The sequence below is a fragment of the Acerihabitans arboris genome (assembly GCF_010131535.1).
GTDB lineage: Bacteria > Pseudomonadota > Gammaproteobacteria > Enterobacterales > Enterobacteriaceae > Acerihabitans > Acerihabitans arboris.
Genome location: NZ_WUBS01000001.1, coordinates 221,995 through 234,850, shown reverse-complemented (window position 1 = coordinate 234,850; position 12,856 = coordinate 221,995). Strand labels below are relative to the sequence as shown.

The following is a 12,856-nucleotide window of genomic DNA, read 5'->3' as shown; positions in this document are numbered from 1 at the left end:
CACCTAAACAGTGCGGGCTTTTTTTTAAGCTTAAATCCAGGAGATAAAAAAGAGATGCGAGTACTGAAATTCGGTGGTACCTCGGTTGCCAATGCGGAACGTTTTATCCGTGTTGCCGATATTATTGAAAGCAATACAGGCCAGGGACAGGTAGCCACGGTGCTTTCCGCGCCCGCCAAGATTACCAACCACCTGGTATCGATGATTGAGAGGACGTTGGGCGGCCTGGATATCCAGCCCGCCATGAATGACGCCGAGCGTATCTTCTCCGAGCTGCTGCTGGGCCTGGCACAGGCCCAGCCCGGTTTCGACTACGCCGGCCTGCGTAAGCTGGTGGATCAGGAATTCGCCCAGCTCAGGCAACTGCTGCATGGCATAACCTTGCTCAGGCAGTGTCCGGACAGTATCAACGCCGCCATTATCTGCCGGGGTGAAAAGCTCTCCATCGCTATTATGGCCGCGGTGTTTATCGCCCGCGGTTTTGCCGTGACGATAATCAATCCGGTGGAAAAACTGTTGGCGCAGGGCAGCTACCTGGAGTCCACCGTGGACATCGTCGAGTCCACCCGCCGTATCAACGACGCCGCCATTCCCGCCGACCATGTTATCCTGATGGCGGGATTCACCGCCGGCAACGATAAAGGTGAACTGGTGGTGCTGGGGCGCAACGGCTCCGATTACTCGGCGGCGGTGCTGGCCGCCTGCCTGCGCGCCGATTGCTGCGAGATCTGGACCGATGTGGACGGCGTTTATACCTGCGATCCCCGCCAGGTACCGGACGCGCGGTTATTGAAATCCATGTCGTATCAAGAGGCCATGGAGCTGTCGTACTTCGGCGCCAAGGTGTTGCACCCGCGCACCATCGCCCCGATTGCCCAGTTCCAGATCCCCTGCCTGATAAAAAACACCGAAAATCCCCAGGCCCCCGGCACGCTTATCGGCCAGAGCGATCCCGACGGCGCTAATCCGGTAAAAGGCATCACCCATCTGAACAATATGGCGATGATCAATGTCTCTGGCCCGGGCATGAAGGGCATGATCGGCATGGCGGCGCGGGTATTCGCCGCCATGTCCCGCGCCGGCAGCTCGGTCGTGTTGATTACCCAATCCTCGTCGGAATACAGCATCAGCTTTTGCGTGCCGCACCATGAACTGAACGGCGCCCGCAAGGCGTTGGAAGATGAGTTCTATCTTGAACTGAAGGACGGCTTGCTGGAGCCGCTGGACGTCATGACCAAGCTGGCGATTATTTCGGTTATCGGCGACGGCATGCGCACCCAGCGCGGCCTGTCCGCCAAGCTGTTCGCCGCCCTGGCGCGGGCCAACATCAATATCATCGCCATCGCCCAGGGCTCTTCCGAACGGTCGATTTCAGTGGTGGTGGATAATGACACCACCACTACCGGGGTGCGCGTCGCGCATCAGATGCTGTTTAATACCGATCAGGTGATTGAAGTGTTTGTCATCGGTGCCGGCGGAGTGGGCGGGGCGCTTATCGAGCAGATCCATCGCCAGCACCAATGGCTGAAGGAGAAGCATATTGATCTACGCGTCTGCGGCATCGCCAATTCCCGGGCGCTGCTGACCAGCGTCCACGGCATTAAGCTCGAGACCTGGCGCGAGGAGCTGGCCGAGGCCAAGGAACCGTTCAACCTGGGGCGCCTGATCCGCCTGGTGAAAGAGTATCATCTGCTTAATCCGGTGATCGTCGATTGCACCAGCAGCGCGGCCGTTGCCGACCAGTACGCCGACTTTTTGGCCGACGGATTCCACGTGGTGACGCCTAACAAGAAAGCCAATACCGCCTCCATGCACTATTACCAGCAGATGCGCGCGGCGGCGGCCGGGTCGCGGCGTAAGTTTTTATACGACACCAACGTCGGCGCCGGCCTGCCGGTTATCGAAAATTTACAGAATCTGTTAAACGCCGGTGATGAACTGGTGCGTTTTTCCGGTATCCTTTCCGGATCGCTGTCATTTATTTTCGGTAAGCTGGACGAGGGCATGTCGCTATCGGCGGCGACCCTGGCGGCGAAGGATCTCGGCTATACCGAGCCGGATCCGCGCGATGACCTGTCGGGGATGGACGTCGCGCGTAAATTACTGATTCTGGCCCGCGAGGCCGGCTATCAGCTGGAGTTGGACGATATCGACGTGGAGCCGGTGCTGCCCGCCGATTTTAGCGCCGACGGCGATGCCGGGTCTTTCCTGGCCCGGCTGCCGGGGCTGGACGACGCTTTCGCCTCTAAAGTCGCCCTTGCCCGGGAACGGGGCCAGGTGCTGCGTTATGTCGCCAGCATCGGGGACGGCAAATGCCAGGTTAAAATAGAAGCGGTGGACGGTAACGATCCGCTGTACAAAGTGAAGGATGGCGAAAACGCGTTGGCGTTTTATACGCGTTATTATCAACCGCTGCCGTTGGTGTTGCGCGGCTACGGCGCCGGTAACGATGTGACGGCCGCGGGCGTATTCGCGGATCTTCTGCGCACGCTGTCATGGAAGCTGGGAGTCTAAAATGGTTAAGGTGTATGCGCCGGCGTCAATCGGCAATGTCAGTGTCGGCTTTGATGTCTTGGGCGCGGCGGTATCGCCGGTTGACGGTACGTTGCTCGGGGACTGCGTGACGGTTGACGCGGCGGCGGAGTTCAGCCTGCGCAATGAAGGTCGTTTTGCCGGCAAGCTGCCGGCCGAAACCGAGCAGAACATTGTTTATCAATGCTGGGAACGCTTTTGCCAGGCGGTGGGCAAAACCATCCCGGTGGCCATGCGACTGGAAAAGAATATGCCCATCGGCTCGGGCCTCGGCTCCAGCGCCTGTTCCGTCGTGGCGGCGCTGGTGGCGATGAACGCCCACTGCGATTATCCGCTGGATGAAAACCAGATGCTGACGCTGATGGGGGAAATGGAAGGGCGTATTTCCGGCAGCGTTCATTATGACAACGTGGCGCCGTGTTTCCTGGGCGGGATCCAGCTGATGCTGGAGGAAAACAGCATTATCAGCCAGCAGGTGCCCGGTTTCAGCGAATGGCTGTGGGTGATGGCCTATCCGGGCATTAAGGTCTCCACCGCCGAGGCGCGGGCTATTTTGCCCGCCCAGTACCGCCGGCAGGATTGCATTAGCCATGGGCGTTTCCTGGCCGGGTTTATCCATGCCAGCCATACCCAGCAGCCGGCCCTGGCGGCAAAACTGATGAAAGACGTGATTGCCGAGCCTTACCGTACCAGGCTGCTGCCGGGGTTTATCGAAGCGCGCCAGGCCGCGGCCAATATCGGCGCCCTGGCCTGCGGAATTTCCGGCTCGGGCCCGACGCTGTTTGCGGTCTGCGATCGGGACGACACCGCGCAGCGCCTGGCCGGCTGGCTGGAGCAGCACTATCTGCAAAATGATGAAGGTTTTGTTCATATCTGTCGCCTGGACACCACCGGCGCGCGAGTGATGGGATAACGTATGAAATTATATAATATTAAAGATCACAACGAGCAGGTCAGCTTCGCGCAGGCGATTAAGCAGGGACTGGGGCGCCAGCAGGGGCTGTTTTTCCCGCTCGACCTGCCGGCGTTCGCCTCGTCGGAAATCGACGCCCTACTGGATCTCGATCTGGTAACCCGCAGCGCCCGTATCCTGTCGGCCTATATCGGCGACGAACTGCCGCTGGACGTCATCCATAAGCGGGTTAAGGCGGCGTTTGAATTTCCGGCTCCGGTAGCCAGGGTGTCCGGCGACATCTCGGTGCTGGAGCTGTTCCATGGCCCGACCCTGGCGTTCAAGGATTTCGGCGGCCGCTTTATGGCGCAAATGCTTACCGAAGTCGCCAAGGGCCAGCCGGTGACCATCCTGACCGCCACCTCCGGCGATACCGGCGCCGCCGTGGCGCACGCCTTTTATGGGTTGGACAATGTCCGGGTGGTGATTCTCTATCCGCGCGGCAAAATCAGCCCGCTGCAGGAAAAACTGTTCTGCACCCTGGGCGGCAATATCCATACCGTGGCGGTCGAGGGTGACTTCGACGCCTGTCAATCGCTGGTCAAGCAGGCGTTTGACGACGAGGAACTCAAGCACGAACTGGGGCTGAATTCCGCCAATTCGATTAATATCAGCCGCCTACTGGCGCAGATCTGTTATTACTTCGAAGCGGTGGCGCAGCTCTCGCAGGAGCAGCGCAATCAGCTGGTGGTATCGGTGCCCAGCGGCAATTTCGGCGACCTGACCGCCGGGCTGCTGGCAAAATCCCTCGGGCTGCCGATCAAGCGTTTTATTGCCGCCACCAATGCCAACGATACCGTGCCGCGCTTTCTTGCCGACGGGAAATGGCTGCCTAACGCCACCGTGGCGACGCTGTCCAATGCCATGGATGTCAGCCAGCCGAACAACTGGCCGCGCGTTGAAGAGTTGTTCCGGCGTAAAAACTGGCGGCTCGATACCCTGGCCTACGGCTGCGTGAATGACAAAACCACCCGCGATACCATGCGCGAACTGGCGGGATTGGGTTATATCTCTGAGCCGCATGCGGCTATCGCCTATCGTTTATTGCGCGACCAACTCCAGCCGGGAGAATTCGGCCTGTTCCTGGGCACCGCCCATCCGGCCAAGTTCAAGGAAACCGTGGACGAGGTGCTGGGACAATCGTTGCCGCTGCCCAAGGAACTGGCGCTGCGGGCCGGCCTGCCGCTGCTCTCAAGCCGGCTGCCGGCGGAATTTGCCCCGCTGCGCGAGCTGTTGCTGGCGTTGCCGAAATAACACCGGCACGGGGGCGCCGACGGTCGGCGCGCCTTGCCGGTTCAGCCAAAACGGCCCGCATGCCCCACGGTCAAACCGTGGGGCATTCGGGCCAGCGCAACCGTCCGATATGGCGGACGCGCCATCGCACCTCCTCCCCGCCGCCTCATCGTTCCGGTCGTTTAAAGACCATTTCCGTCTCGCTCGATTCCCGCTGCGCGTAGGCATAACCGCCGTCGTTGAACGCGGCAAGCTGCTCCGGCTGGGTTAGCCTTTGGGTAATGATAAACCGGCTCATCATGCCGCGCGCTTTTTTGGCGTTAAAGCTAATGATCTTATATTTGCCGTTTTTTTCATCGAGGAAAACCGGCTTGATTACCCGCGCGGACAGGTTTTCCTGTTTCACCGCCTTAAAATATTCCCCGGACGCCAGGTTTATCAGCACGCTGTCGCCCTGCGCCGCCAGCGCCTCATTAAGCTTCCGGGTCAGGGTCTCGCCCCAGAAATGATATAAATCGGCCCCGGCCGGATTCGCCAGCCTGATGCTCATCTCCAGGCGATAGGGCTGCATCAGGTCCAGGGGCCGCAGTATCCCGTACAGTCCCGACAGCATGCGCAGATGGCCCTGGGCGAAATCGAAATCCGCCTCGCTGAAGGTCTCGGCGGCCAGTCCGGTGTAAACGTCGCCTTTAAACGCCAGGATCGCCTGTCGGGCATTATCGGGGGTAAAATCCGCCCGCCATGACTGAAAACGCGCCGCGTTAAGCGCCGCCAGCTTATCGCTGATGCCCATCAGGCTGGATAATTGCGGCGGCGTCAGCTTGCGACATAACCGTACCAGTTTTTCAGACCGGGCCAGCAGCTCCGGCCGGGTATGGCGTTGGGTCGCCAGCGGGCTGGTATAATCCAGCGTCTTGGCCGGGGAGATAACGATTAGCATGTCGTATGGTTCCTGTCTCTTGAGGGCTGGAATCCAGCGCCGTGATAGTGACCCACGGTTATTTGCGCGCCGTGGGCCGAGCCCAGTTGCCGGGCGGCAGCTGCGCGGCGATGCTGGGGAAATTGGCGGCGTAAAAGGTCGGCAGTTTGCCGATGGCGCGCTGGCTATTGTAATCGCGGGCCAGCATCAGGGCGACGCGCGACAGTAGCAGCAAGGCAATCAGGTTGGTCAGCGTCATCAGCCCCATCGCCAGATCCGCCAGTCGCCACAGCACCGGCACCTCCGCCAGGCAGCCGAACATCACCATGGCCAACGCCACGCCGCGCAATATCAGCACCCGCCGTTTGGGGTCAGGGCGGAAAAATTGCAGGCTGCTCTCGGCGTAGGCGTAGTTGCCGATAATCGAGGTAAAGGCGAAGATAAACAGGGTGAACACCATAAACGGCGTGCCCCAGTGCCCCGTCACCGCCAGCAACGAACGCTGGATCAGGGCAATGCCGCCGATGTCGGGAACGGCCTGTTCCAGCACGCCCGACGTCAGGATGATGGCCGCGGTGGCGCTGCATATCACGATAGTATCAATAAACACCGCCAGCATCTGGATATAGCCCTGCGACGCGGGGTGGGGCGGCCAGGGGGCGGCGGCGGCGGCGATATTGGGCGCCGAGCCCATGCCGGCCTCGTTGGAAAACAAACCGCGCTGCACGCCCTGGAAGATCGCCTGGGAAAGGCCATACCCCATAATCCCCGACGCGGCCTGCGGCAGGCCGAACGCGCTGTTGAATACCAGCGTAGCCACCGCCCCCAGGCGATCGACGTGATTGAGCGCCACCCAGGTTGCCAGCAGCACGTAGCACAGCGCCATCAGGGGCACCAGCCATTGGGACAAGCGGGCGACAAGGCGCAGGCCGCCGCAGATGGCCAGGCCGCTTAAGGCCACCAGGCCGAGGCCGGCCTGGTAAGGCGCGACGCCATAGGCCTCGTGCAGCGATTGTGTGATGGCGCTGGCCTGCACCGCGTTAAAAATGCCGCCGTAGCCCGCCAGCAGAAAGCAGGAAAACAGCACGCCCATCCAGCGCAGGCCCAGGCCCTTTTCCATATACCAGGCGGGGCCGCCGCGATAATTGCCCCGGCTGTCGCGCACCTTATACAACTGCGCCAGGGTGCTTTCGACAAAGGCGGTGGCCATGCCGATAAAGGCGGCCAGCCACATCCAGAATATGGCCCCCGGCCCGCCGATGACCAGGGATAACGTCACGCCGGTCAGGTTGCCGCAGCCGATGCGCGCCGCCAGCGTGGTACATAACGCCTGGAACGGGGAAATGCCCGCGGCGTCGGCGCGGCCCGATCCCTTTAATATGGAAAACATGTGACCAAAGTAATGGAATTGAATGAAACCGGAGCGGAAAGTAAACCAGATGCCGGTGCCAATCAGCAGGTAAATTAACACCGAATTCCATAACAAATCGTCGATAAAGTTGAAGAGTTCAGCCATTTATCCCTCGTCTTCCCTGATGGACAACGGTTATGTTAACCACCGGCCGGCAGCGGGCGATTTTATGCTGCGATAACCGCATAATACGCTGCCGCCGGGGTAGTGCGATTGCGCTGGCGGCTCGCTTGCGCCCGTCCCTACGCGTGGTATTATCGAAAAAGGCAGTGCAACGCCATAAGATATGCACACCCTCCACAATGAGATACTCCACCATGACAGATAAACTTAGTGCCCTACGCAAGATGACCTCCGTTGTCGCCGATACCGGTGATATCACCGCCATCAAACTGTATCAGCCACAGGATGCAACCACCAACCCTTCATTGATCCTGAATGCGGCGCAGATTCCCGAATATCGTAAATATATCGATCAGGCGGTTTCCTGGGCGCGCGATCAAAGCCGGGACGCGGCGGAACAAGTCAAATACGCCACCGACAAGCTGGCGGTCAATATCGGCCTGGAAATCCTCAAGCTGGTGCCGGGGCGCGTTTCCACCGAAGTCGACGCCCGCCTGTCCTACGACACCGAGGCAAGCGTCGCCAAGGCCAAGAGCCTGATCAAACTTTATAACGACGCCGGCATCGGCAACGAGCGCATCCTGATCAAGCTGGCCTCGACCTGGCAGGGCATTCGTGCCGCCGAGCAGTTGGAAAAGGCCGGCATCAACTGCAACCTGACCCTGTTGTTTTCCTTTGCCCAGGCCCGCGCCTGCGCCGAAGCGGGGGCTTACCTGATTTCGCCTTTCGTTGGACGCATCCTCGACTGGCATAAAGCCAACGGCGAGCGCAAGGAATTTACCCCAGCGCAGGATCCGGGCGTTATTTCCGTCACGGAAATCTACCGCTATTACAAAGAACATGGCTATGAAACCGTAGTCATGGGCGCCAGCTTTCGCAACACCGGCGAAATCGTTGAACTCGCCGGCTGCGATCGCCTGACCATCGCGCCGCCGCTGCTCAAGGAACTGGCGGAAACCGAAGGCGCCCTGGAACGCAAACTTTCCTATACGGGCGACATCAAAGAACGTCCGGCCAAGATGACCGAGGCCGAATTCCTCTGGCAGCACAACCATGATCCGATGGCGGTGGACAAACTGGCGGACGGCATCCGCAAGTTCGCCGTCGACCAGGAAAAACTGGAAGCGATGATCAAAGACCTGCTGTAATTGATTTGCCGGCAAACCCACGGCCCTTAACGGGCCGTTGTTGTCGGCCGCGCATGGTGCTTCGCCGTTAAATTGCTATCATGGGGAAAATCATGTCAACCGAGGGACATCACATGCAAACATGCCGCATCGGCCTGGTATCCATTTCCGATCGCGCGGCCAACGGCGTCTACCAGGATCAGGGCATTCCCGCGCTGGAAACCTGGCTGCGCCGGGCGCTGGTGTCGCCTTTTACGCTGGAAACCCGTTTGGTGCCCGATGAGCAACCGCTGATTGAACAAACGCTCAGCGAGCTGGTGGACGAAATGGGCTGCCATCTGGTGCTGACCACCGGCGGCACCGGCCCCGCCCGGCGCGATGTCACCCCAGACGCAACGCGGGCGATAGCCGATCGCGAAATGCCCGGCTTTGGCGAGCAAATGCGCCAGATCAGCCTGCATTTCGTGCCGACCGCCATCCTGTCCCGTCAAATGGGGGCGATCCGCAAGCAGGCGCTGATCCTGAACCTGCCCGGCCAGCCGCGGGCCATCAAGGAAACGTTGGAAGGGGTAAAAGACGGGCAGGGGGCGGTGCTGGTGCCCGGCATCTTTGCCAGCATACCTTACTGTATCCAATTGCTGGAAGGGCCTTATGTCGATACCGACCCCGCGATCGTGGCGTCTTTTCGCCCCAAAAGCGCCCGCCGTCCGGCGGAAGAATGAACGTTGGTCCGCCTGCATCCTGCCGGCGGCTTAGCAATGCCCATGGTCCATGCCAGCGGGTCAATGCCGATGGCGAAACGCCGGGGCGCGGCCGCTGTGACCGGGCCGATGGATGGGTAAGGCCCGCGGGCAAGCCTGTGAAAAATTATGTCCAGCCAGTAAGATTATCTTTACGTTGTATGCTATGTTTTCTTTTTTCCCCCTGGCTTGACGCAAATGACCATGCTTGCCGACCCGCAACGCCGATTAACCCGACAGGACTATAAAACCCTGTCGCTTGCCGCCCTGGGCGGCGCGCTGGAATTCTACGATTTTATTATCTTCGTCTTTTTCGCCGCGGTGATGGGTAAGCTGTTCTTTCCGCCGGATCTGCCGGAATGGCTGCGGCAAATGCAAACCTTCGGCATTTTTGCCGCCGGTTACCTGGCCCGGCCGCTGGGCGGCATTGTCATGGCGCATTTCGGCGATAAAGTGGGCCGGAAAAAAATGTTCAGCCTGTCCATACTGCTGATGGCGCTGCCGACGCTGATGATGGGCTTGCTGCCGACCTACGCAACCATCGGCATCAGCGCGCCGCTGCTATTACTGCTGCTGCGGATTTTGCAGGGCGCGGCCATCGGCGGCGAAGTGCCCGGCGCCTGGGTCTTTGTCGCCGAACACGTTCCCCATAAGCGCATCGGCTTTGCCTGCGGCACGTTAACCGCCGGACTAACCATCGGCATATTGCTGGGTTCCTTTGTCGCGACCTTGCTCAACACCTTTATGACCCCGCAGGGCATTATCCAGGGCGGCTGGCGCATTCCCTTTTTCCTGGGCGGCATCTTTGGGCTGGTTGCCATGTACCTGCGGCGCTGGCTGCGGGAAACGCCGGTATTTATCGAGATGCAGGCCCGTAAGGCCCTGGCGCAGGAACTGCCGCTCAAATCGGTCGTGGTGAAACATAAAAAAGCGGTGCTGATTTCCATGCTGCTGACCTGGCTGCTTTCCGCCGGCATCGTGGTGGTCATCCTGATGGCCCCGCTGTGGCTGCAGCAGCAAATGGGCGCCTCTCCCTCCCTGGCGCTAAAGGCCAACTGCGTGGCTATCATCGCCCTGGCCGCCGGCTGCGTAGTGACGGGAACCTTCATCGATCGCCTGGGGGCCGGCAAGACCTTTATCATCGGCTGCCTCATGCTCGGCGTCTTCAGCTGGCTGTTTTACCACGCCGGCGCGGCTAACCCGTTATCGCTGTATATCACCTATGGGCTGGCGGGACTGAGCGTCGGCGTGGTGGGCGGCGTGCCTTATGTCATGGTCCATGCCTTTCCCTCCGCGGTGCGGTTCAGCGGCATCTCGTTTTCCTACAATGTCGCCTATGCCGTTTTCGGCGGCCTGACCCCGGTATTGGTCACCATGCTGATGCGCGTCTCGCCGATGGCGCCGTCCTGGTATGTGCTCGGACTGTCGGTGATGGGGGTACTTATCGGCATCTGCCTGCCCTCCGGATTGCGCAAGAAGCTGCCGCTGGCCGGTGGATTGAATTCAATTGCTTGATTTCATTCACGCCGCCCCCTGAGCACGCCCGTATTCTTTTATGGCACTTTTGGGAATGATTTGGGATGTTTATCTAAAAACATAGATAAATCAATTGGATGTGACGCTCACTCCCGGTAATGGCGGCGGCTAAAGCCCCTCGGGAGCACGTGGACAGCTTTTTTTTTCCTGCTCCCCCTTGATGCGCGCCGCGGTGACCCCATCTTATTTGCAACCAACGTTGTTTAACCTGCTGACAAAAACGTGCCGAAAGCTTGAAAAAAAGTTATCCGGCCACATATCAGGTTTACGACCACAACGAATATGACTTTTTAGTGGAGATGTTTAGATGGGTAAAATTATTGGTATCGACTTGGGTACGACCAACTCTTGTATCGCAATTATTGAAGGCTCCAAACCTCGGGTGCTGGAAAACAGCGAAGGCGATCGTACTACCCCTTCCATTATTGCTTACACGCAGGACGGTGAAATTCTGGTTGGCCAACCAGCTAAACGTCAGTCCGTTACAAACCCGCAGAACACGTTGTTCGCCATCAAGCGTTTGATCGGACGTCGTTTCCAGGACGAGGAAGTGCAGCGTGACAAGAATATCATGCCGTACAAAATCATCGCTTCCGACAACGGCGACGCCTGGCTGGACGTGAAAGGCCAGAAAATGGCCCCGCCGCAGGTGTCCGCTGAAATCCTGATAAAAATGAAGAAGACCGCGGAAGACTATCTGGGCGAACCGGTCACTGGAGCGGTTATTACCGTGCCGGCCTACTTTACCGACGCGCAGCGCCAGGCAACCAAGGACGCCGGCCGTATCGCGGGTCTCGACGTTAAACGCATTATTAACGAACCCACCGCCGCGGCGCTGGCCTACGGCCTGGATAAAGAAACCGGCAACCGTACCATCGTGGTATATGACCTGGGCGGCGGCACTTTTGATGTCTCCGTCATCGAAATCGATGACGTGGACGGTCAAAAAACCTTTGAAGTGCTGGCAACCAACGGCGACACCCATCTGGGTGGCGAAGACTTCGACAGCCGCCTGATCAATTACCTGGTGGATGAATTCAAGAAAGACCAGGGTATCGATCTGCGCAACGATCCGCTGGCCATGCAGCGCCTGAAGGAATCCGCGGAAAAGGCCAAGATCGAACTGTCCTCCGCGCAGCAAACCGACGTCAACCTGCCATACATTACGGCGGACGCCACCGGCCCGAAACATATGAACATCAAGGTCACCCGCGCCAAGCTGGAGTCGCTGGTGGAAGACCTGGTGAAAGGCACCATGGAACCACTGCAAAAGGCGCTGAAAGACGCCGGCTTGTCCGTGAGCGATATCAAGGACGTGATCCTGGTCGGCGGCCAGACCCGTATGCCGCTGGTGCAGAAAACCGTTACCGATTTCTTTGGTAAAGAACCGCGTAAAGACGTTAACCCGGATGAAGCCGTGGCCATAGGCGCCGCGATACAGGGCGGGGTGTTGGCCGGTGATGTGAAAGACGTGCTGCTGCTTGATGTCAGCCCGTTGTCCCTGGGCATTGAAACCATGGGTGGGATCATGACCCCACTTATCCAAAGGAATACCACCATCCCGACCAAGCACAGCCAGGTGTTCTCCACCGCGGAAGACAATCAGTCCGCGGTGACCATCCACGTGCTGCAGGGCGAGCGTAAACGCGCCGTGGATAATAAATCCCTGGGACAGTTCAACCTGGACGGGATTTCCGCCGCCATGCGCGGAACGCCGCAAATCGAAGTCACCTTCGATATCGACGCCGACGGTATCCTGCATGTGTCCGCCAAGGATAAAAACAGCGGTCGCGAGCAGAAAATCACCATCAAGGCGTCTTCCGGCCTGAACGAGGAAGAAATTCAGAAAATGGTGCGCGAGGCGGAATCCAACGCGGAATCCGACCGTAAGTTCGAGGAACTGGTGCAGACGCGTAACCAGGGCGATCATCAGTTGCACAGCACCCGCAAACAGCTGGAGGAAGCCGGCGACAAACTGCCCGCCGACGACAAAACGGCCATCGAGTCCGCGCTGACCGCGCTGGAAACTGCGCTGAAGGGCGAGGACAAGGCGGATATCGAAGCCAAGATGCAGGCGCTGATCCAGGTGTCCGGCAAGCTGCTGGAAGTGGCTCAGCAGCAGGCGGCGCAGGCCGGTGCGGCTGAAGCGGGCGCCGAAGCCAATGCGGGCAAGAAAGATGACGACGTGGTCGACGCCGAGTTTGAAGAAGTTAAAGATAAAAAATAATCGCCCTTGAGCGGGCACAGCCGGGATAATTGATATCGCGGCTGGCAACAGGCACG

General features: G+C 59.2%; 9 protein-coding genes and 1 other annotated feature (1 of these 10 cut by a window edge). Of the genes, 7 read left to right on the top strand and 2 right to left on the bottom strand.

Translation table 11 applies throughout. The features are described from left to right. Window positions 1–27: a sequence feature (Thr leader region), on the top strand; it begins 91 nt to the left of the window's first position. Between the two features lie 27 nt (window positions 28–54). The 3 genes from thrA to thrC are packed head-to-tail and all read left to right on the top strand — an operon-like array spanning window position 55 to window position 4,738. Then, window positions 55–2,514, top strand: a complete 2,460-nt coding sequence (gene thrA, locus GRH90_RS00990) for a bifunctional aspartate kinase/homoserine dehydrogenase I (protein WP_162364031.1) — start codon at window positions 55–57, stop codon at window positions 2,512–2,514. A 1-nt stretch (window position 2,515) separates the two neighbouring features. Continuing rightward, the gene (gene thrB, locus GRH90_RS00985) at window positions 2,516–3,445 is read left to right on the top strand and encodes a homoserine kinase (protein WP_162364030.1); all 930 of its coding nucleotides are present in this window, start codon (window positions 2,516–2,518) and stop codon (window positions 3,443–3,445) included. 3 nt (window positions 3,446–3,448) lie between these two features. After that, window positions 3,449–4,738 (top strand): threonine synthase, encoded by a 1,290-nt coding sequence (gene thrC / locus GRH90_RS00980; RefSeq protein WP_162364029.1) that lies wholly within the window; start codon window positions 3,449–3,451, stop codon window positions 4,736–4,738. A 145-nt stretch (window positions 4,739–4,883) separates the two neighbouring features. Here thrC and yaaA read toward each other — a convergent pair whose 3' ends face one another. Both yaaA and GRH90_RS00970 read right to left on the bottom strand, forming a co-directional pair. After that, window positions 4,884–5,657 (bottom strand): peroxide stress protein YaaA, encoded by a 774-nt coding sequence (gene yaaA / locus GRH90_RS00975; protein WP_162364028.1) that lies wholly within the window; start codon window positions 5,655–5,657, stop codon window positions 4,884–4,886. A 58-nt stretch (window positions 5,658–5,715) separates the two neighbouring features. Beyond that, window positions 5,716–7,152 (bottom strand): alanine/glycine:cation symporter family protein, encoded by a 1,437-nt coding sequence (locus GRH90_RS00970; protein ID WP_162364027.1) that lies wholly within the window; start codon window positions 7,150–7,152, stop codon window positions 5,716–5,718. A gap of 212 nt (window positions 7,153–7,364) precedes the next feature. Here GRH90_RS00970 and tal point away from each other — a divergent pair, with 212 nt between their 5' ends. The 4 genes from tal (at window position 7,365) to dnaK (ending at window position 12,800) form a co-directional block, all read left to right on the top strand. Then, the gene (tal, locus tag GRH90_RS00965) at window positions 7,365–8,318 is read left to right on the top strand and encodes a transaldolase (RefSeq protein WP_162364026.1); all 954 of its coding nucleotides are present in this window, start codon (window positions 7,365–7,367) and stop codon (window positions 8,316–8,318) included. A gap of 113 nt (window positions 8,319–8,431) precedes the next feature. Then, the gene (gene mog / locus GRH90_RS00960; RefSeq protein WP_162364025.1) at window positions 8,432–9,019 is read left to right on the top strand and encodes a molybdopterin adenylyltransferase; all 588 of its coding nucleotides are present in this window, start codon (window positions 8,432–8,434) and stop codon (window positions 9,017–9,019) included. A 222-nt stretch (window positions 9,020–9,241) separates the two neighbouring features. Further along, the gene (locus GRH90_RS00955; RefSeq protein WP_162364266.1) at window positions 9,242–10,552 is read left to right on the top strand and encodes an MFS transporter; all 1,311 of its coding nucleotides are present in this window, start codon (window positions 9,242–9,244) and stop codon (window positions 10,550–10,552) included. Between the two features lie 328 nt (window positions 10,553–10,880). Next, window positions 10,881–12,800 (top strand): molecular chaperone DnaK, encoded by a 1,920-nt coding sequence (gene dnaK / locus GRH90_RS00950; RefSeq protein WP_162364024.1) that lies wholly within the window; start codon window positions 10,881–10,883, stop codon window positions 12,798–12,800. Window positions 12,801–12,856: the final 56 nt, after the last annotated feature.